Raw genomic sequence first — 20,447 nt, forward strand, 5'->3', positions numbered from 1 at the left:
GTGGTCTTGCCGGTGATGGCCGCTGCGGGACCTAGAGGAAGGTCAGGCCGACCGCGATGATGATGCCCGACAGGATCAGGTGCACGACGCAGAACCCCATGATGTCCTTGGCCCGCAGCCCGGCGATGCCGAGGATCGGCAGCGCCCAGAAGGGCTGCACCATGTTGGTCCAGGCGTCGCCCCAGGCCACGGCCATCGAGGTGCGCGCCAGATCGGCGCCAAGGGCCTCTGCCGCCGGAAGGATGACCGGCGCCTGAACCGCCCATTGCCCGCCGCCCGAGGGCACGAAGAAGTTCACGATCCCCGCCGAGAGGAAGGACCAGAAGGGCAGGGTGCTGGCCGAGGCAAGGCCGACCAGCCCTTCAGAGATGCTGGCGGCAAGGCCGGACTGCACCATGATCGCCATGATGCCCGCGTAGAAGGGGAACTGGATCACGATGCCCGCGCCGCCCTTCACCGCGTCGCTGAGCGCGTTCAGCAGGTTCTTCGGCGTGCCGTGCAGCAGGATCGCCAGCGTCAGGAACAGGAAGTTGATGACGTTCAGCGACAGCCCGCCGCCGGTGGCGAAATACTGGATCAGCCAGGCCACACCGGCGGCGCCGACCAGAACCGACAGCGCAAGGCTGTTTTCCAGCCGATCTGCCGGGGTGGGGCTGTCGGGCCGGGTGTAGGGGTCGTCGGTCAGCAATGCGGGATCGACATAGACGGACTCTTTCTCAGAGGGCATCATCGCGCGGTTGACCAGCGGCACCGCGATGAACAGCGCCACGACGATACACAGGTTGTATACGCTGAAGATGGTCTCGGAGGTCGGCACGACGCCGGTGATTTCGGCGAAGGGATGGCCCTCGGTCGCGATCGACAGCGGAATGGACCCGGCCAGACCGCCGTGCCAGACGATGAACCCGGAATAGGCCGAGGCGACGAGCAGGCGGTAATCCACCTTGACGATGCGCGCGAGTTCCTTGGCAAAGAGCGCGCCGACCACAAGGCCGAAGCCCCAGTTGATCCACGACGCGGCAAGCGACACAAGGCTGACCAGCACGATGGCGCCCCCGGCGCTGCTGGCAAGGCCCGCCAGCGCCGCAAGGCCGCGCCGCACCAGCGGCGTCGAGGCCATCAGGTAGCCGGTCACCAGCACCAGAAGCATCTGCATCGAGAAGGTCAGCAGCGACCAGAAGCCATCGCCCCAGAAGGTCACGATTTCCAGCGGACCCGCGTCCTGCGTCAGCGCCGCCGCGATCCCGGCGACAAGGGTCAGGATCAGCACGAAGACAAAGGGATCGGGGAGGTAGCGGTCAACGATGCGCACCATCGGGCGCGAGAGGAAGCCGAGCATGCTGTGCTCCTTGTTCTGGCATTCGGGAATTCTGTCGGTTCAATTGCCGCCTGTGACCTTGGGGAGGGCGCCGGTAGCGCGGCTATCCTGTATAGCCCGAAGACCGGATTTCAAGGGTGACCTATGCTTGGTGACCCGTGGTCAACGCCCTGCGGATTCGGCCCCTTTGTCACGGCTGCGCAGGCGGGTGCGGCCGACCCCGCGGGACGGCCGGGTGGCGATCAGGGCGCGCCCCCGCGCGGGCAGGGGGCCTGACCGGGACCGGGGGTCTTCCGGCGCCGCAGGCGCGCCGCCCGTGGTCCGGCCCGGACAGGAGCCAGCGGGGTCATATCTCGATCAGCATCAGTTCGAAGGTGACGCAGGCCGGGCCTTTGCCCCGCACCATGGCGCCCCGGAACTGCGCGTCGTCGGGATCGACGCAGTGCATGGGCAGATGTGTCTCCGCCCCGGTGGTGGCGCCGGGCAGGATCAGCACCTCGGAGATCGGCGAGGCCATGGGCGTGCCCTGATGGAAGACCGCGCCGATCAGGCTGCCGATGCCCAGCACCCGGGCGCGCGCGAAACCGGCGGCGGCGGCGATTTCCTCGACCGCCTCGGTGATGTCCTTGTGCGGCGCCAGCTTGGCCAGCACGGCATTGCCCGTGTCGCGGCCCCGCGTCGGGTGGAAGATCGGAAAGCGCGTTTCCTCGTTCATCGAGACGTCGAAGACCGCGCCGGTGATCATGTGCAGAGTCACGGTGGCCTCTTCGGCCAGCGTCACCTCGTCCGGCAGCAGGTGGCCGCACCATGCGGTGTCGCCATCCTGCCACACGGCGTGGCAATGCAGCCACCACGCGCCGTCGCGCCGCCCGACGATGGCGGTGCCGTCGGTGATCCTGGCCCGGTCGCCGCCGCGCGGCGGGCTGTACCATGCCGCGTGCAGCCCGTCCGAGGACGGGCCCGGCCCGACAAAGCGGTAGGGGCCGATCACCAGGCCTTCGACCTCGATCACACCCGACTCGGCGCCCGCCGCGTCCATGGCTTCGGCGACCGCCTGCATCAGCACCGCGCCCTTGGGCAGAGTCACCTGCAGCGTCTTCGCGGTGCCGCGCGCCATGGTCCAGGGCTGCGGCGCGGGGGTGCCGGGGTGGCGGATGATCTCGCGGCTGTCGAGGGTGACGTTCATGACACCGCCTCCGGTTCCGGCCAGAGGCCGCGCGCTTCCAGTTCCTCGCGCACCAGCTTCTTGGTGATCTTGCCGTAGCCGGTCTTGGGCATCTCATCGAGGAAGACGTAGCGCTGCGGCAGCTTATACTTGGCCAGCTTCGGTTCCAGCATCGCGGCCAGCTCCTCTGCCGTGACGTTCTGGCCCGGTTCGCAGGTGCAGACCGCCAGCCCGACCTCGCCCCAGCGCGGATGCGGCGCGCCGAGGATCGCGACCTCTGACAGCGCCGGGTGGGTCAGCATGATCTCTTCGATCTCGCGCGGGTAGACGTTCGACCCGCCCGAGATGTACATGTCCGAGCTTCGGCCGGTGATATACAGATACCGCTCTGCATCCATGTGGCCGAGGTCGCCGGTGCGGAACCAGCCGTCGCGGAAGGATTTCTCGTTCGCGGCGTCGTCCATGTAGTAGCCCGCCGCGACGGCGGGACCGGCGACGCAGATCTCTCCGGTCTCTCCGGGCGCGCATTCGCGACCATCGTCGTCCTGAATCGAGACATGCAGCCCGGTGCGCTCGATCCCGCAGGAACCGATGCGCGCCTCGGGCCCGTCCTCGATGTGGTGGTCGTGCGGCGGCAGCACGGTGATGCAGCCGGTCACTTCGCCAAGGCCGAAGTATTGCACCAGCACCTTGCCCAGCTTGCGCAGCGCGTGCTTCTGGTCCTCGCGGTACATGGGCGCGCCCGCGTAGATCACGTAGCGCAGGCTGGAATGGTCGTGTTCGTCGACCGAGGGATGTTCGGTCAGCATCTTCACGATGGTCGGCACGGTGAAGATATTGGTCACCTTGTAGCGTTCGACCAGTTCCCATGCGGCGGCGACGTCGAAGCGCCCCGGCGGCACCAGCACCGAACAGACGCCGCCCGCGATCATCATCAGCTGGTGCATCCCGGCGCCATGGCTGAGCGGCGCGACCACGAGGCTCATGTCCTCGGGTGTGGTGCCGGGCACGAGGTCGTGCAGGTGGTTCAGCGCGGTGAAGGTCAGCTGCCCGTGGGTCAGCACCACCGCCTTGGGGCGGCCGGTCGAGCCGGAGGTGAAGAACAGCCAGCAGGGCGCGTCGCGGTCCACGGCGGCGTTCGGCATATGGGAGCCGAGGTGCCTGGAGATGACCGTATCATAGGGCGTGCCGAAGCCCTCGCCGATGCAGATGACCTCAGACAGCCTGGGCGCGGCCTCGACGCAGGCGCTCGCATGGTCGGGAAAGGCCGCCTCGCAGACCATCAGCGAGACATCGGCCTTCTGCGCCAGATAGGCGACCTCGTCCGGGCGCTGGCGGAAGTTCGACGGCACCCAGACCACGCCCGCGCGCCAGCAGGCCAGCATGACCTCGGTGATCTGGTTGTTGTTGGCGCTTTGCACCATCACGCGGTCGCCCGGTTGCAGTCCGAAGTCCTGCACGAAGGCCGTGGCCAGCGCCGAGACACGGGCGTCGAGTTCGGCCCATGTGATCGTCAGATCCTGCCAGATGATCGCCGGACGGTCGCCGAGACGGGCGGCGTTCTTGGTCAGGAAATGCGAAAGGTTGTGCGAGCGGGTCGACCAGGGAAGACGCGGATCGCGGTTCATTTCACGCGCTCCAGGATCGAGACGTAAGAGGCCACCGCCGCGCCGCCCATGTTGAAGACGCCCGCCATGCGCACGTCACCCAGCTGCATGTCACCGGCAGAGCCGTCGAGCTGCATCGCCGCCATGACGTGCTGGCTGACGCCGGTGGCGCCGATGGGGTGGCCGCGCGATTTCAGCCCGCCCGAGGGGTTCACCGGCAGCTTGCCGTCGCGGGTGGTGATGCCCTCGCGGATGACCCGACCGCCCTGACCGCGCTCTGCCAGGCCCATGGCCTCGTATTCCAGCAGTTCGGCGATGGTGAAGCAGTCATGCGTCTCGACCATGTTCAGGTCGTCCAGCGTCACGCCCGCCGTCTCCAGCGCCTGCGCCCATGCGCGGCGGGGACCGGCGAATTCGCAGGGGTCGCGGCGCGACAGCGCCAGCACGTCGTTGGCCTGCGCGCGGGCCTTGAAGGCGATGCCCCGCGCGAGGTCCTTGGCGACGTCCGGATGCGCCACGACCAGAACCGCCGCGCCGTCCGACACCAGCGAGCAGTCGGTGCGCCGCAGCGGACCCGCCACGCGGGGGTTCTTGTCGCTGACCGTGTTGCAGAATTCGGCGGTGAAGGGCTTCTGCATGTGCGCGTAGGGGTTCAGCATCCCGTTGGCGTGGTTCTTGGCGGCGATCATCGCCAGTTCCATCGAATTGTCGCCGTAGCGCTGGAAATAGCCGTCGGCGATCTGGCCGAAGACACCGGCAAAGCCCGCGTCGCTGCTTTCCTCTTCGCCCCATGCGGCGGTCATCAGGATCTCGCCGATCTGCGCGCCGGGGGTGGCGGTCATCTTCTCGGCGCCCACCACCAGCGCCACCTTGCCGCGCCCGGCGGCGATGAAGTCGAGCGCCCCGTACAGCGCCGCCGACCCGGTGGCACAGGCGTTTTCCATGTGGACGGCGGGCACGACTGCCAGTTCAGGCACCGCCATGCCGACCAGTGCGCCCTCGAAGGCCTGCTTGGAAAAGCCGTTGTTGTAGGTGCCGACGAAGATGCCGTCGACGTCCTGCGCGCCGATCCCGGCATGGGCCAGCGCGTCCGGCACCACCGATTGCATCAGCGCGACAAGGGTTTCCTCGGGCGCCTTGCCGAATTTCGAATGCGCCCAGCCGACGATCTGCGGTTGCTCTGTCATGGTCTTCCTCCCAAGGGGCGGGCCGTGCCCGTCATCTGATGTGTCAGTCTTTGTTCGATGCGTGTGACCTCGCGGCGCAGCAACGCGGCCAGCGCCTCTTGCCGGTCGGGTTTCAGCCGTGTGTCGATGGCGGCGATGGAAACGGCGCCCAGCACCTCGCCGGGGCGGTCGTCGAAGCCCGGCGCGCGCACCGCCATGCCGATGGCCCATGAATTCGACAGGTAGAGGCCGGGGTTCAGCGCCCAGCCGCGCGCCTGCGCGTCCGCGATGCACCCCGCCACGACCTCGGGTGTGTAGCCGGGGTAACCCTCGGCCAGCATGGGGGTGATGACTTCGAGCACCTCGGCGCGCTCGCAGTCGGGCAGGGCGGCAAGGATCGCCATGGCGCCCGCGCCGACGCCCAGCGGATGGCGGTCGCCGGTCTTCAGCGCCTGCGTGCGGATCGGGTAACTGCCTTCCTCGCGGTGGGCGCAGACCGAATAGGTGCCCCGGCGCAGCGAGAGATAGGTGTTTTCCTCGCTCTCGTCCGCCAGCCGCACAAGGCTGTCCATCGCGACCTTCAGCACGTCCAGCCGCCGCCGCGCCATCACCCCCAGCAGGTAGCTTTCCGGCCCCAGCGCATAGGCGCGGCTGCCCGCGTCCTGCACGATCAGCCCCGAGCGCATCAGCGCCAGCATCAGGCGCCGCACGGTAGGGCGGCTGAGGCCCGTGGCCTCTGTCAGCCGCGCCATCGGCACCGGGGCGCCGCCGCCCTGACCCACCAGAGACAGCAGCGCAAGGGCGCGGTCGACGCTTTGCGCGCCGCCAGCCTCTTTGCCGGGGGTCTCATACATGTCCATCATGTGGATGGGTCTCTCCTCGCTCCGGCCAATCGTGCGCGATCATCCCAAGCTTGGCAAGAGGCCGGCACTTTTCTGTTTACACTCCCCCGCAGGCCCGCTTAGGCTGCCGGCCAACAGAAGACGTCCACCATATGGACGCGAAAACATAGTCTGGAGGAGACCCCATGAAGACCCTGACCTCTGCCGTGGCATTGTCCATGGCGCTGACCGGCGCGGCCCATGCGCAGGACCTGGTGATGCAGTCGATCTACCCGTCCTCGCTGCCGCTTCTGGGCAGCAGCGGTGTCACCCTGACCGAGCAGGTGTCCAAGCTGACCGGCGGCGAGCTGAACATCGAGTTCAACGAACCGGGCGCCATCGTCGGCGGCAACGAGATGTGGGACGCGATCTCCACCGGCGCGGTCGACGCGGGCTGGTACTCTCCGGGCTTCGCGCAGGGCATCATCCCCTCTGCCGCGATCTTCACCGCCGTGCCCTTCGGTCCGGACGTGCGTGAATACACCGCCTGGTGGTATGAGGGCGGCGGCAAGGAACTGTGGGCCGAGATCACCGAGCCCTACAACATCCACACCGAACTTTGCACCATCCTCGTCCCCGAGGCTTCGGGCTGGTTCGCCAACGAGATCAACAAGCCCGAAGACCTTCAGGGCGTGAAGATGCGGATCTTCGGCCTTGGCGCCAACGTCATGCAGAAGCTGGGCGTCGAAGCGCAGTCGATGCCGGTGGCCGATACGCTGACCGGCCTGCGTCTGGGCACCATCGACGCCGCCGAGGTCAGCTTCCCGCTGATCGACAAGTCCGTGTCGATGAACGACTACGCCGGCAACTACTATTTCCCCGGCTGGCACCAGCAGACCTCGCTGATCACCTTCATCATCAACCAGGACGTCTGGGACGGTCTGGACGAGCAGAAGCAGTTCGCGATCCAGACTGCCTGCGCGGCCAATGTCGCCCTGACCTCTGCCGAGGGCGAGGCCAAGCAGCTTGAGCCGCTGGCCCAGCTGGAAGAGGCGGGCGTCACGGTCCACCAGTGGAACGACGAGATGATGGACGCCTTCCGCGGCGCTTGGGACGAAGTCGTGGCCGAGCAGTCCGAAGCCGACGCCGACTTCAAGCGCGCGTGGGAAAGCCTGTCGCAGTTCCGCCAGGACTTCGCGAAGTGGGCTGACCTCGCCTACATCAAGTAACACTCCCGCCGGGCGGCTGATGTGCCGCCCGGCCCTTCCCCTACAGGTTTCCCATGGATTTGCTGACGTTGTCCGAACGGCTGGCGCTGCCCTGCCGGGCGGTGGCCAAACTCTGCGGCTGGCTGCTGCTGGTGCTGATGGCCGTCATCCTCTACGACGTGATCGGGCGGCGGTTCTTCTCCACCGGCTCGTTCAAGCTGCAGGAACTGGAATGGCATCTGCACGGCGCCATCGCGGTTCTGTGCTTCGGCTATGCCTACGTCGAGAACGCCCACGTCCGCATCGACCTGATCAGCCAGCACATGCGCCGCAACACCCGGCTGTGGTTCGAGATCGTGGCCATCGTGGCCTTCCTGATCCCCTTCATGGCCCTGCTGACATGGTACGGCTACGATTTCACCCTGCGCAGCTTCCAGCGCGGTGAGGGATCGCCGGGCGGGGTCGGCCTGCCGAACCGCTGGATCGTGAAATCCGCCATTCCCATTGGCGCCGTGCTGACCATCTTCGGCGGGCTTTCGGTGCTGTTCCGCTGCCTTGCCGCGCTGAAGAATCCCGACCTGGAGCCGCGGATATGATCGAGCTGGTTTCCGCCGCGCTGCCCGGCGCGATGTTCCTGTCGCTGGTGGTGGCGCTGTTCTCGGGCGCCCCCGTCGCGATCATGCTGATGGGCATCTCGCTGGTCTTCGGCCTGCTTGCGGTCTGGACCGGCGACATGCGGCTGGTTCACGCGACGCTGCTGCCGAACCGGATCTTTTCCGGCACCATCGAGAACGCGGTGCTGGTGGCCGCGCCGATGTTCATCTTCATGGGCCTGATCATGGAGAAGACGCGCATCGCCGAGGATCTCTTGCTGACGCTGCAACGGCTGATGCGCGTGGTGCCCGGCGGTCTTGCGCTGGCGGTGGTGCTGATGGGCACGATCCTTGCCGCCGCGACCGGCATCATCGGCGCCTCTGTCGTCATGCTGACCGCGCTGGCGATCCCCACGATGGTCGAGCGCGGCTATGACAAGGGTCTCGCCGCCGGGACCGTGGCCAGCGCCGGGACGCTGGGCATCCTGATCCCGCCCTCGGTCATGCTGGTCTTCATGGGCGATCTTCTGTCGATCTCGCTGGGCCGCCTGTTCGTCGCCGCGTTGATGCCCGGTCTGCTGCTGTCGGGCGCCTATGTGATCTACATCGTCCTGCGGTCTTTCCTGCAACCCTCGCTTGCGCCGCGCCAGCCCGCCTCGGACGAGGATCGCGCGGGGCTCTGGCTGGAATCGCTGAAATCGGTGCTGGCGCCGCTGGTGATGATCGTTGCCGTGCTGGGCTCGATCCTCGGCGGCATCGCCACGCCCACCGAGGCCTCGGGTGTGGGCGTCTGCGCGGCGCTGCTGCTGGGGGCGCTGCGCGGCCGCCTGAACCGCGCCACCCTGTCGGACAGCATGGATGGCTCTATCCGGTCGCTGGGGATGCTGTTCTTCATCTTCGTCGGCGCCACCGCCTTCAGCTATATCTTCCGCAAGGTCGGCGGAGAGCACTTCATCGTCGAAAGCGCCAATGCGCTGCCCTTCGGTGACTGGGGCCTGCTGATGGCGATGATGGCGATGATCTTCGTCATGGGCTTTTTCTTCGACTGGATCGAGATCACGCTGATCATGCTGCCGATCTTCGCGCCCATCGTGCAGGTCATGGACCTGGGCGAGCACGTGGCGCGGGGCGACATGATCTACTGGTTCGCGATCCTCGTCTCGCTGAACCTGCAGACCTCCTTCCTGACGCCACCCTTCGGCTTTGCGCTGTTCTACCTGAAGGGCGCGGCGGGCAACCTGCTGTCGATGCGCGACATCTACCGGGGCATCATCCCCTTCGTGCTGATCCAGCTGGTGATCCTTGGCGTCGCCATCGCATGGCCGGATCTGGCGATGTGGCTGCCGAACAAGGTGTTCGACTGATGGGCCGGGTCGCGGGCAAATACGCCGTGGTGATCGGCGCCGGATCGGTCGGCGAGGGCTGGGGCAACGGCAAGGCGGCGGCGGTGCTTTACGCCCGCGAGGGCGCCACGGTGCTCTGCGTCGACCGCAATGCCCAGGCCGCCGAGGCGACGGCGGCGCTGATCCGCGACGAGGGCGGCGCGGCAGAGGTCTTTGCCGGGGACATGACGGACGCCGGGGCCGCGCAGGGCATGGCAGAGGCGGCGCGCGCCATGGGCGGCCTCGACATCCTGCATTTCAACATCGGCATCAGCACGCCGGGCGGCGTCGAACAGACCGGTTTCGCGGACTGGCAGAAGGTCTTCGCGGTGAACCTCGACGCGGCCTTCCATTGCACGCAGGCGGCCCTGCCGCTGCTCGAGCAGGGCGGCGGCGCCATCGTCTATATCTCCAGCCTGGCGGGGGAATCGAACGGGCCGTATCGCTACGTGGGCTACGAGGCGTCGAAGGCGGCGCTGCAGCGGCTGTCGAAGTCGGTGGCCATCGAATACGCGCATCGCGGCGTGCGGGCCAACTGCGTGCTGCCGGGCATGATCGACACGCCGCACGCGGCCAGCTTCATCGGCCCGGGCACCGACCCCGAGTCGCTGGCCAGGGCGCGCGCCGCCAAGGTGCCGATGGGCCGTCAGGGCACGGCCTGGGACGTGGCAGAAGCGGCGCTGTTCCTTGCCTCGGACGCGGCGGGCTTCGTCACCGGGGTGGACCTGCGCGTCGACGGCGGGATGGGCACGCTCTTCGGTTCGGCAGGCGGGTAGGGCGCGCGGGCTTCCTGCCGGGACGCCAGCGCTGTCGCGCTGCCGTCGCCGCCGGGGGGAAAGCCCTTTTCGGCCACGGGGATCAACCCGACCGCTGCGCTGCGAAGGGCTTTCCGCCCGCCCGCGACCGGCGCGAGACCGGCGGCGGGGCGGGGGATCGCGCCTGCCGCCATGCCGGGTGACCGGGCCGACAAGCCCGGCCCCTGCGGTCAGCGCCGCGAAACGGCCTTCGTTGCCGAAGGCCCGCAGCCTCCCCGCGCTGTCGCCCTGGGCGACGATCATCGGCCCCCGGTCGCCCGGCATCGGCGCGCGGATGGCCGGGCCCGGCGGGACGACGCTGGTCAGCGGCCTGCGGCGCCCGATCTGGCGGGGCGCGGGAAAGATCGCGGCCCCGGTCAGGCCGACACGGGCCGGAAAGGCCGCAAACCGGCTTTCATCGCAAGCGCCCCGGAAAACACGGCGCGGGCATCGCCGGACCGGCGCGGATTGACGCCCGTTTCCGGCTTTTCTTGGCCCGGCCCGGCAGGTATGCAACCCGGGTCAAGGAGAACGGCATGGCACAGATCGAACCCAAGCCCGGGATCATGGAAATTGCGCTCTACGAAGGCGGCAAGGCCACCGTCGAGGGCGTCAGCAACGTGGTCAAGCTCAGCTCGAACGAGAACCCCTACGGCCCCAGCCCGGCGGCGCAGGAGGCGGTTCGGCGGACCGTGCATGAGCTGCACCGCTATCCTTCGACCGATCATGCCGCGCTGCGGCAGGCGATTGCCGAGATGCACGGGCTGGATGCGGCGCGGATCATCTGCGGCGTCGGCTCGGACGAGGTCATCCATTTTCTCTGCCAGGCCTATGCCGGGCCGGGTACCGAGGTGATCCACACCGAACACGGTTTTGCCATGTACCGCATCAGCACGCTGGCGGCGGGCGGCACGCCGGTCGAGGTGCCCGAGCGTGAGCGGGTGACGGATGTGGATTCGATCCTGAATGCCTGCAACGAGAACACGCGGCTGGTCTTCATCGCCAACCCCAACAACCCGACCGGCACGATGATCGGTCTGGCCGAGATCGAGCGGCTGGCCGAGGGGCTGCCGCCGCAGTGCCTGCTGGTGCTCGACGGCGCCTATGCCGAATATGTCGAGGGCTACGACGGCGGCGCGCGGCTGGTCGAGATGCGCGACAACGTGGTGATGACGCGGACCTTCTCGAAGCTCTACGGGCTGGGCGGGCTGCGCGTCGGCTGGGGCTATGCGCCGAAGCACGTCATTGACGTGCTGAACCGCGTGCGCGGGCCGTTCAACCTGTCGAGCACCGCGCTGGCCGCCGCCGAGGCCGCCGTGCGCGACACCGCCTATGTCGAGAAGTGCCGTGACGACAACACCCGCCTGCGGGCCTGGCTGTCCGAGGCGCTGGCCGAGCACGGCGTGCCCTGCGACACCTCGACGGCGAATTTCGTGCTGGCCCGTTTCGGCAGCCGCGAAGAGGCCGAGGCCTGCGACGCCTACCTGCAGACGCAGGGGCTGATCGTGCGGCGCGTGGCGGGCTACAACCTGCCCAACTGCCTGCGGATCACCGTGGGGGACGAGGCCTCGTGCCGTCGCGTGGCCTATTGCGTGGGGCAGTTCAAGGCCGGCGCGCGATGAGCACGCCGGTCTACGAAAAGGTTGCGCTGCTGGGGCTGGGCCTGATCGCCGGGTCGATTGCCTGGGCCTGCCGCCGCGACGATGTGGCGGGCGAGATCCGCGGCTATGCGCGCTCTGCCGAAAGCCGGGACAAGACGCGCAAGCTGGGGTTCTGCGACGTGGTCTGCGACAGCGCGGTCGAGGCGGTGCAGGACGCCGACCTTGTCGTGCTGGCCGTGCCGGTGGGCGCGATGGGCCCGCTGGCCCGCGAGATCGCGCCGCACCTGAAGCCCGGCTGCACGGTGACCGACGTGGGGTCCGTCAAGCGCACGGTGATCGAAGAGGTCGCGCCGCACATCCCCGAGGGTGTCCATTTCGTACCCGCGCACCCCATGGCCGGGACAGAGCATTCCGGGCCGGACGCGGGCTTTGCCTCGCTCTATGACAACCGCTGGTGCCTGATCGTGCCGACCCCCGGCACGCCAGAGGCGGATGTCGCGCGGCTGGAGGCGTTCTGGCACCGGCTGGGCGCCAATACCGAGCGGATGGAGGCCGACCACCACGACCTCGTCTGCGCCGTGGTCAGCCATATCCCGCACCTCATCGCCTACACCATGGTGGGCGTGGCCGACGACCTGTCGAAGGTCTCCGAGAAAGAGGTCATCAAGTTCTCTGCCGCCGGGTTTCGCGACTTCACCCGCATCGCGGCGAGCGATCCGACCATGTGGCGCGATGTCTTCCTGACCAACAAGGAAGCCACCATCGAGATGCTGGGCCGCTTCACCGAAGAGCTTTTCGCCCTGCAACGCGCCATCCGGACGGGCGACGGTGAGCAGCTTCACGCCTATTTCACCCGCACCCGGGCCATCCGCCGTGGCATTCTGCAGGCCGGACAGGATACGGATAAACCGGACTTTGGCCGTGCGAAGGTAGACCCGTGAAACCGATTGCCCTGACCCTGATGCTTGCCCTGATGCTATCCGGCTGCGGGGGCGCGAAGGACCGGGCCAAGGAGGGGGTCGCGGGCATGAAGGCCCTCTTCGCCGCCGCCTTCGGCAAGGACGGCTCTGTCGAGGGCGGGGGGCTCTGTGGCGACCCGCTGCTGGTGGGCGAGGCCATCGGCGACATTCCCGGACCGGGCGGCTGCGGCGTCGAGAACGCGGTGCGGCTGCGGGCGGTGGGGCACATCGGCCTGAGCCAGTCGGCCACCATCGAATGCGGCACCGCCAAGGCGCTGAAGCAATGGTTGCAGGTGGCGGCGGTGCCGGCGGTGGGCGCCAAGGGCGGCGGCATCGGAGAGCTGCGGGTCGCGGCGCATTACGCCTGCCGGACGCGCAACCACAAGCGGGGCGCGCGCCTGTCCGAACATGCCAAGGGCCGGGCCATCGACATCTCTGCGATCCACCTGCGCGACGGCACGCAGTTCACGGTGCTGAACGACTGGCGCTCCAAGACCTACGGGCCGGACCTCAAGACCATGCACAGCCGGGCCTGCGGAATCTTCGGCACGGTGCTGGGGCCGGGATCCGACGGCCACCACGAAGACCACTTCCACTTCGACATCGCGCAACACGGAAACGGTGCCTATTGCCGGTGATCCGGCGGCGGGCTTTCGCAGGAGTGTGATTCGCCCCCCCTGGCCAGGCGGCTGCTGCCAACCACACATGCATGCGCAACGGTCCGCGCCCTGGGGGCGGATTGTTTCCGGCGCGGCGCGCTATCGGCGGTTTGTGGCGAAACCCTGTTGCCCGCTGCCGTAATTCCGCCCAGTTTGCCCCTGTCGGTGGGGGCCGACGACCCGGAGCGACAAGACGACATGCGCACCCTGTTCCTGGCCCTTGCCTTGGCCATCCCGGCATCGCTGGCTTACACGATGAGCCCCTTTCGGGGGGATGCGTCAGCCGTGGAACAGCGTGTCGCTCCGGGTCCCGATTGCCATCCGCCCGCCACGGAAACCGATACCGGGGCCGCGCCCGAACCCGAGGCCGAACCCGCGCCGGTGATCTACCGCCCGGGCATGCTCAGACAGGTCTAAGACCGCTTCTGCCCTGCGGCCGGGTTTCACAGCGGCATGGCTCTGCGGGGACCAAAGGCCCGTCCCGCGTGGATCGTGATCTGGTCGAAGGCCCGCGAGCCGGGGGGTGGGCGCCCGGACCGCAAGGCCCGGGGGTTTGTTCACGATCCCGCGCCTGTCAGCGCCGTCAGCATCGCGCGCGCCTCGTCCGAGGCCCAGTCGGCCTCTCCGGTCAGGCGGGCGACTTCCTCGCCCTCGGGATTCAGGATCAGCGTCACCGGCAGGCCCAGCACGCCCATGGACCGCGCCAGCGCCGATTGCGGATCACGGTGCAGCGGCAGGTTGTCGACGCCGATTTCCTCGAAGAAGTCCTGCATCTTGGCGGGCGCGTTGCGCGAGGTGGCGATGGTCACGACCTCGAAGGTCTCGCTGCCCATGTCGGATTGCAGCGCCGAGAGCATCGGCATCTCTTTCTTGCAGGGCGCGCACCAGGTCGCCCAGAAGTTCACCACAACCCATTTGCCCTGCCAGTCGGCCAGCGTCAGCGGCTTCTCGTCGAAGGTGATGAAACCCGTATCCGAGGCCGGGTCGGGGTCGCTGTGCCAGACCAGCTTCTTCATGTCGCCCGTGGCAGAGGCCTTGGCGGCCTCGACATCGGCCAGCGCCGGGTTTGCAAGCGCCAGTGTGGCGGTATAGAGCAGCGCGTGAACCAGCTTATTCATTTGACCTCCGAAGGACAGGGCATGTCGAAGACCTCGAACCAGATGTGGGGCGGTCGCTTTGCCGCCGGACCGGACGCGATCATGGAGGCGATCAACGCCTCGATCGGGTTCGACAAGCGGCTCGCGGCGCAGGATATCGCCGGGTCGAGGGCCCATGCCGCCATGCTGGCTGCCACGGGCATCCTCAGTGATAGCGATGCCGAGGCGATCCGGAAAGGATTGCTCACGGTCTTGTCAGAAATCGAGGGCGGAACCTTCGAATTCTCGACCGCGCTGGAAGACATCCACATGAACGTCGAGGCGCGGCTGAAAGAGGTCATCGGCGAACCGGCGGGCCGCCTGCACACGGGCCGGTCGCGCAACGATCAGGTGGCGACCGATTTCCGCCTCTGGGTACGCGACCAGCTGGACGCCGCCGAGGCCGGGCTGGAGGCGCTGATGAAGGCGCTGCTGGCGCAGGCCGAGGCCGGGGCCGACTGGGTGATGCCGGGCTTCACGCATCTGCAGACCGCGCAGCCGGTGACATGGGGCCACCACATGATGGCCTATGTCGAGATGTTCTCGCGCGATCTGTCCCGGGTCCGCGATGCCCGCAAGCGGATGAACGAATCGCCGCTGGGCGCCGCCGCGCTGGCCGGCACCGGCTTTCCCATCGACCGCCAGATGACCGCCGAGGCACTGGGCTTCGCCGCGCCCATGGCGAACTCGCTCGACGCGGTGTCGGCGCGCGATTTCGCGCTGGAGTTCCTGTCGGTGGCCTCGATCAGCGCCATGCACCTGTCGCGCTTCGCCGAAGAGCTGGTGATCTGGTCCTCGGCGCAGTTCCGCTTTGTCACCCTGTCGGACCGCTTCTCGACCGGCTCGTCGATCATGCCGCAGAAGAAGAACCCCGACGCGGCAGAGCTGATCCGCGCCAAGATCGGACGGATCTTCGGGGCCAATGTGGCCTTGATGATGGTGATGAAGGGGCTGCCGCTGGCCTATTCCAAGGACATGCAGGAAGACAAGGAACAGGTCTTCGACGCCGCCGACAACTGGATGCTGGCGCTGGCCGCGATGGAGGGCATGGTCCGCGACATGGCCGCCAATGTGCCCGCGCTGGAGGCCGCCGCCTCGGCGGGCTTCTCGACCGCGACCGACCTGGCGGATTGGCTGGTGCGCGAAACCGGGCTACCCTTCCGCGAGGCGCATCACGTCACCGGGACGCTTGTGGCCATGGCCGAAAGCCGCGGCTGCGACCTGCCGGACCTGACGCTTGCGGATATGCAGGGGGTGAACGGGGCGATCACCGAGGGCATCTTCGACGTGCTGGGGGTGCACAACTCGGTGGCCTCGCGGGTCAGCTACGGCGGCACGGCGCCCGCGCAGGTGCGTGCGCAGGTGGCGCGCTGGAAGGAGATTCTGCAATGAAACGGCTTGGACTGATCCTTGTCATGGCCACGCTTGCGGCCTGCGGCGCCGATGGCGAACCGGAGCGCCCCGGGACGGGCGAGAAGGCCGGTGTCACGGTGACCGGCACCGCCAAGGTCGGCATCGGCAGCCGCTGATGCTGCGGCATTTCTGGCTGGCGCTGGCGGTCTGGGGTGCGGTGCATCCGATGGCCTATTTCCTGCGCTGGCTGTCCGCCAACGGCTGGGACCTGCCGGGGTTGGTCGACGCGTGGTTCGTTACCGACGCCACGCGCGGGCTGACCTGGGATCTGACCATCGCCGCGGTGACCCTGACGCTGTGGGTGCTGGCCGAGGTCGCGGTGCGCCGCAACTGGGTGGCGCTGCTGGCGATCCCTGCGACCTTCTGCATCGGTGTCAGCTGCGGCTTGCCGCTGTACCTGTGGTTCCGGTCCCGGCCGGTCTGATCCCGTGTCAGCCCGCGCGAGATGAGGGGGGCTCTGCCCCCCGGCCTTCAGCCTCCCCCCCGCGGTATTTTCGGACCAGAGAAGGGCGACGCGCGCGAGAGTTTCCGGGCGATTTGTAACGCATGGCACGTCGAAGGCCTTGTTGCGGGGTGACCGCAAGCCCGCGAAATCGGGGGTTTTGCGGCCCGGGGCTTTGCGGTAGAGCGGCGCGTGTTTCCAGGAGGGCGCAATGGATCATTTCATCTACCGGGGCGGGCAGCTTTGGGCCGAGGACGTGCCGGTGGCCGAGATCGCCGAGCAGGTGGGGACCCCCTTTTACCTCTATTCCACCGCGACCCTCGTGCGGCATTTCCGGCTGTTCGATGAGGCGCTGGCCTGGGGGCCGCATCTGGTCTGCTATGCCATGAAGGCGGCCTCGAACCAGGCGATCCTGAAGACGCTGGCGGAGGAGGGCGCCGGGATGGACGTGGTTTCTGGCGGGGAATACGCCCGCGCCAGGGCGGCGGGCGTGCCGGGTGAGCGGATCGTGTTTTCCGGTGTCGGCAAGACCGAGGGAGAGATCCGCGCCGCCCTGCAGGGCGGCATCCGCCAGTTCAACGTCGAGAGCGAGCCGGAGATGCGGGCGATTTCGCGCATCGCCACGGCGCTGGGGGTCGAGGCGCCCATCGCGCTGCGGGTGAACCCGGACGTGGATGCCAAGACCCACGCCAAGATCGCCACCGGCAAGTCCGAGAACAAGTTCGGCATTCCCATCGCCAAGGCGCGGGCCGCCTATGCCGAGGCGGCCTCGCTGCCCGGGCTGAAGGTGGTGGGGATCGACGTGCATATCGGATCCCAGCTGACGCAGCTGGAGCCCTTCGAGCAGGCCTATCGCAAGGTCGCCGAGCTGACCGAGGTGCTGCGCGCCGATGGCCACGAGATCACGCGGCTGGATCTGGGCGGCGGGTTGGGCATTCCCTACACGCGGTCCAACGAGGCGCCGCCGCTGCCCACGGATTACGGTGCCATGGTGCAGCGCACCGTCGGCCACCTGGGCTGCGAGATCGAGATCGAGCCGGGGCGGCTGATCGTCGGCAACGCGGGCATTCTGGTGTCCCGCACGATCTACGTGAAAGAGGGCGAGGGGCGCAATTTCCTGATCCTCGACGCGGCGATGAACGACCTGCTGCGGCCCGCCATGTACGAGGCGCATCACGACATCGTGCCGGTGATCGAGGCGGCGCCGGGTGTCGAGATGGCGCCCTTCGACGTGGTCGGCCCGGTCTGCGAAAGCGGCGACACCTTTGCGAAGGGCCGCGACCTGCCGCCGGTCAAGGCCGGGGATCTCGTGGCGTTCCGCTCTGCCGGGGCCTATGGCGCGGTCATGGCGAGCGAGTACAACTCGCGTCCGCTGGTGCCCGAGGTGCTGGTTCGAGCCGATCAATTCTCGGTCATTCGCGCCCGGCCGACCTTTGACGAGATGATAAACCGCGATACGATCCCTGCATGGCTGTAGGGTATCCTCCTTGCAGGCATCCAGCTTGCGAGGAGCGACATGGCCCCTGACCGCGCCACGACCGACCGTCAGACCTCCGCACAGGGAATTTTCCGCACGCTTCGCTGGCCGCTGGCGCTGACGCGCGCCGGCATGGTGGCGGAGCGCGGAATCCGGGCCTTCTGGCCGCTGTGGTCCCTGGCATTCGTGGCGCTGGGTCTGCTGATGCTGGGGCTGCAGGACGAGGTCGCCGTGGAATGGGTCTGGGGCGCCGGGCTTGCGCTGCTGGCCGGGGCCGCCTGGGCGCTGTGGCGGGGGCTGCGGATGTTCCGCTGGCCCACGCGCGGCGAGGCGCTGGCGCGGCTTGACCGGACGATGCACGGCAACCCCATTCAGGCGGCGCTGGACAGGCAGGCCATCGGCGCCGGAGACGCGGCCTCGCTGGCGGTCTGGCATGCGCATCAGTTCCGCATGCGCGACCGCCTGAAAGAGGCGCGCGCGGTCGAGCCGGACATGCGGGTCGCCGCGGCCGATCCCTTTGCGCTGCGCTACCTGGCGCTGCTGGTGCTGTCGGTGGCGATCCTCTTCGGGTCGCTGATGCGGGTGCAATCCGTGACCTCTATGGGGGCAGGCGGGCCGGATCTGGCGCAGGGCCCGGCCTGGGAAGGCTGGATGCAGCCGCCGTCCTACACGCGCCTGCCGACGGTCTACCTGAACGACATCACCGGCGCCCTGTCGGTGCCCGAGGGCGCCGAGATCACCCTGCGCATGTATGGCGAGGTGGGCGCCCTGTCGGTGACCGAGGATGTGTCGGGCCGGGATCTGAGCGAGGCCGATGCGCAGGACACGGCGCAGGATTTCGAGGTGCTGCACTCTGGGCAGGTGGCCGTCGACGGCCCCGGCGGGCGGGTCTGGGAGATTGCCATGGTGCCCGACGAGGCACCCTCGGTGCGGCGCGAGGGCGAGATCGAGACCAGCTACGAGGGCGAGGCGCAGATACCCTTTGCCGGGACCGACGACCATGGCGTCGTTGCGGGCGTCGCGCGGATCGCGCTGGATCTGGAGGCGGTCGACCGGCGCTATGGCCGTGCCATCGACCCCGAAGCGCGCCCGGTGATCGAGGTGCCCCTGCCGATGCCGGTCACCGGCGCCCGGTCCGAATTCACCGAAACGCTGGTGGCCAATTTCTCGGAACATGCCTGGGCCAACCTGCCGGTGCGGCTGGAGCTTGGGGTCGAGGACGGGCGCGGCCAGCGCGGCCTGTCGGAACCGGAGTATCTGACGCTGCCCGGGCGGCGCTTCTTCGACCCGGTTGCGGCGGCGGTGATCGAGCAGCGGCAGGCGCTGTTGTGGAACCGCCTGAATGCGGAGGACATCGCGGTGACCCTGCGGGCGGTGCTGAACCGGCCCGACGAGCTGTTTCGAAAGGACATGATGGCGCTGCGGACGCGGCTGCTGATGGAGCGGATCGAGACGCTGGCGCCCTACGGCTTTACCGACGCCCAGCAGGAGGAGATCGCCCGGGCGCTCTGGGATCTGGCGCTGGAGATGGAAGAGGGCGACCTGGAGGACGCGCGCCAGCGCATGCAGCGCGCGCAGGAGCGGCTGGAAGAGGCGATGAAGAACGGCGCCTCGGAGCAGGAGATCGCCGAGCTGATGCAGGAGCTGCGCGAGGCGACCCGCGACTACATGCGCCAGCTGGCGCAGGAACAGCAGCGCCAGCGGGAACAGAACCCCGAGATGCAGCAGGGCGGCAATCCGCAGGACATGGTGGAGATGTCGCAGGACGACATCCAGCGCATGATGGACCGCATCCAGGAGCTGATGGAAGAGGGCCGCATGGCCGAGGCCGCCGAGGCGATGCGCCAGCTGCAGGAGATGCTGGAGAACATGCAGATCACCCAGGGGCAGGGCCAGGGCGGGCAGTCGCCGGGCGAGCAGGCGATGGAGGGCCTGTCCGAGACGCTGCGCGACCAGCAGGAGCTGTCCGACGAGGCGTTCCGCGACCTGAACCAGGGCCAGCAGGGCGGGCGTCCGCCCGGTCAGCAACCGGGGCAAGAGCCCGGCCAGCAACCCGGTCAGGGCCAGGGCCGGGACCGCGCCGAGGGGCAGCCGGGTCAGGGCGGCGAGGGGTCGCTGGAGGACGGGCTTGCCCAGCGTCAGCAGGCGCTGCGGGACGAGCTGAACCGCCAGCGCCGGAACCTGCCGGGGCAGGGCAGCGAAGCCGGAGAGCGCGCCGGGCAGGCGCTGGAGCGCGCCGAGGGAGCCATGGACGGGGCCGAGCGGGCGCTTCGCGACGGCGACCTGGCCGAGGCCATCGACCGCCAGAGTCAGGCCATGGAGGCGCTGCGCGAGGGCATCCGCAGCCTTGGCGAGGCCATGGCCGAGCAGCAGCAGGAGCAGCAGGGCGGCGGCCAGCAGGGCTTTGCCGAGGGCGGCGACCCGCGCGAACAGCGCGATCCGCTGGGCCGCGATTCCGGCAACTCGGGGCGGGTCGGCACCGACGAAGGGCTGTTGCAGGGCGAGGACGTCTATCGCCGGGCCGAGGAACTGCTGGGCGAATTGCGCCGTCGGTCGGGCGATGCGGACCGGTCGCAGGAGGAACGCGATTACCTGGAAAGGCTGCTGGACCGGTTCTGAGACGCGCCCGCGGCGCCGGGCCACCGCGCGGTGGCTTTGCGGGTTTTCAATGTTCCCCCTCCCTACCGCCCTCTACCCTATGGTGAG

At 68.4% G+C, this 20,447-nt stretch carries 19 protein-coding genes; 13 read left to right on the forward strand and 6 right to left on the reverse strand.

Features of this window, described 5'->3' with window-relative positions:
- Positions 1–31: 31 nt before the first annotated feature.
- The 5 genes from ACN5KJ_RS06275 to ACN5KJ_RS06295 form a co-directional block, all read right to left on the reverse strand.
- Complete coding sequence (locus ACN5KJ_RS06275; protein ID WP_418592692.1) at positions 32–1,339, reverse strand: short-chain fatty acid transporter; 1,308 nt, start codon at positions 1,337–1,339, stop codon at positions 32–34.
- Between the two features lie 325 nt (positions 1,340–1,664).
- The gene (locus tag ACN5KJ_RS06280) at positions 1,665–2,504 is read right to left on the reverse strand and encodes a hypothetical protein (protein ID WP_418592694.1); all 840 of its coding nucleotides are present in this window, start codon (positions 2,502–2,504) and stop codon (positions 1,665–1,667) included.
- Entirely contained in the window at positions 2,501–4,111 is a 1,611-nt protein-coding gene (locus ACN5KJ_RS06285; RefSeq protein WP_418592695.1) for an acyl-CoA synthetase, read from the reverse strand. Before ACN5KJ_RS06285 ends, ACN5KJ_RS06280 begins: the two co-directional genes overlap by 4 nt.
- Positions 4,108–5,277: an acetyl-CoA acetyltransferase gene (locus ACN5KJ_RS06290; protein ID WP_418592697.1), complete on the reverse strand. Its 1,170-nt coding sequence runs from the start codon at positions 5,275–5,277 to the stop codon at positions 4,108–4,110. The genes ACN5KJ_RS06285 and ACN5KJ_RS06290 overlap by 4 nt, the downstream gene beginning before the upstream one ends.
- Positions 5,274–6,119, reverse strand: coding sequence for an IclR family transcriptional regulator (locus ACN5KJ_RS06295; protein ID WP_418592699.1), 846 nt, complete (start codon positions 6,117–6,119; stop codon positions 5,274–5,276). Before ACN5KJ_RS06295 ends, ACN5KJ_RS06290 begins: the two co-directional genes overlap by 4 nt.
- A gap of 164 nt (positions 6,120–6,283) precedes the next feature.
- Here ACN5KJ_RS06295 and ACN5KJ_RS06300 point away from each other — a divergent pair, with 164 nt between their 5' ends.
- From ACN5KJ_RS06300 to ACN5KJ_RS06335, 8 genes are all read left to right on the forward strand, one after another.
- On the forward strand, positions 6,284–7,306 hold the full coding sequence (locus ACN5KJ_RS06300) for a TRAP transporter substrate-binding protein (RefSeq protein WP_418592701.1): 1,023 nt from the start codon (positions 6,284–6,286) through the stop codon (positions 7,304–7,306).
- Between the two features lie 53 nt (positions 7,307–7,359).
- Positions 7,360–7,881: a TRAP transporter small permease subunit gene (locus ACN5KJ_RS06305; protein WP_418592702.1), complete on the forward strand. Its 522-nt coding sequence runs from the start codon at positions 7,360–7,362 to the stop codon at positions 7,879–7,881.
- Positions 7,878–9,242, forward strand: coding sequence for a TRAP transporter large permease (locus ACN5KJ_RS06310; protein ID WP_418592703.1), 1,365 nt, complete (start codon positions 7,878–7,880; stop codon positions 9,240–9,242). Before ACN5KJ_RS06305 ends, ACN5KJ_RS06310 begins: the two co-directional genes overlap by 4 nt.
- Positions 9,242–10,036, forward strand: a complete 795-nt coding sequence (locus ACN5KJ_RS06315; protein ID WP_418592705.1) for an SDR family NAD(P)-dependent oxidoreductase — start codon at positions 9,242–9,244, stop codon at positions 10,034–10,036. The genes ACN5KJ_RS06310 and ACN5KJ_RS06315 overlap by 1 nt, the downstream gene beginning before the upstream one ends.
- A 554-nt stretch (positions 10,037–10,590) precedes the next feature.
- Complete coding sequence (gene hisC, locus ACN5KJ_RS06320; protein WP_418592706.1) at positions 10,591–11,676, forward strand: histidinol-phosphate transaminase; 1,086 nt, start codon at positions 10,591–10,593, stop codon at positions 11,674–11,676.
- The gene (locus tag ACN5KJ_RS06325) at positions 11,673–12,596 is read left to right on the forward strand and encodes a prephenate/arogenate dehydrogenase family protein (protein ID WP_347166394.1); all 924 of its coding nucleotides are present in this window, start codon (positions 11,673–11,675) and stop codon (positions 12,594–12,596) included. The genes hisC and ACN5KJ_RS06325 overlap by 4 nt, the downstream gene beginning before the upstream one ends.
- Positions 12,593–13,252 carry an extensin family protein gene (locus ACN5KJ_RS06330; protein ID WP_418592707.1) on the forward strand — a complete coding sequence of 220 codons (660 nt, stop codon included), beginning with the start codon at positions 12,593–12,595 and terminating at the stop codon, positions 13,250–13,252. Before ACN5KJ_RS06325 ends, ACN5KJ_RS06330 begins: the two co-directional genes overlap by 4 nt.
- Positions 13,253–13,471: 219 nt before the next feature.
- A complete protein-coding gene (locus tag ACN5KJ_RS06335; protein ID WP_418592709.1) occupies positions 13,472–13,690 on the forward strand; it encodes a hypothetical protein in 219 nt (72 codons plus the stop codon).
- A 140-nt stretch (positions 13,691–13,830) separates the two neighbouring features.
- Here the strand turns inward: ACN5KJ_RS06335 and ACN5KJ_RS06340 are convergent, their stop codons facing one another.
- A complete protein-coding gene (locus tag ACN5KJ_RS06340) occupies positions 13,831–14,391 on the reverse strand; it encodes a TlpA disulfide reductase family protein (RefSeq protein WP_347166397.1) in 561 nt (186 codons plus the stop codon).
- A gap of 21 nt (positions 14,392–14,412) precedes the next feature.
- On the opposite strand from ACN5KJ_RS06340, the gene argH reads away from it, so the two are divergent.
- From argH to ACN5KJ_RS06365, 5 genes are all read left to right on the forward strand, one after another.
- Positions 14,413–15,801: an argininosuccinate lyase gene (argH, locus tag ACN5KJ_RS06345; RefSeq protein ID WP_347166398.1), complete on the forward strand. Its 1,389-nt coding sequence runs from the start codon at positions 14,413–14,415 to the stop codon at positions 15,799–15,801.
- Complete coding sequence (locus ACN5KJ_RS06350; protein ID WP_418592711.1) at positions 15,798–15,938, forward strand: argininosuccinate lyase; 141 nt, start codon at positions 15,798–15,800, stop codon at positions 15,936–15,938. Before argH ends, ACN5KJ_RS06350 begins: the two co-directional genes overlap by 4 nt.
- Positions 15,938–16,246, forward strand: a complete 309-nt coding sequence (locus ACN5KJ_RS06355; RefSeq protein ID WP_418592713.1) for a DUF2834 domain-containing protein — start codon at positions 15,938–15,940, stop codon at positions 16,244–16,246. The genes ACN5KJ_RS06350 and ACN5KJ_RS06355 overlap by 1 nt, the downstream gene beginning before the upstream one ends.
- A gap of 229 nt (positions 16,247–16,475) precedes the next feature.
- Entirely contained in the window at positions 16,476–17,741 is a 1,266-nt protein-coding gene (lysA, locus tag ACN5KJ_RS06360) for a diaminopimelate decarboxylase (RefSeq protein ID WP_418592714.1), read from the forward strand.
- A gap of 39 nt (positions 17,742–17,780) precedes the next feature.
- Positions 17,781–20,360: a DUF4175 domain-containing protein gene (locus ACN5KJ_RS06365; protein ID WP_418592715.1), complete on the forward strand. Its 2,580-nt coding sequence runs from the start codon at positions 17,781–17,783 to the stop codon at positions 20,358–20,360.
- The last annotated feature ends 87 nt before the right edge of the window (positions 20,361–20,447 follow it).

Source organism: Ponticoccus sp. (in: a-proteobacteria), from assembly GCF_048381735.1.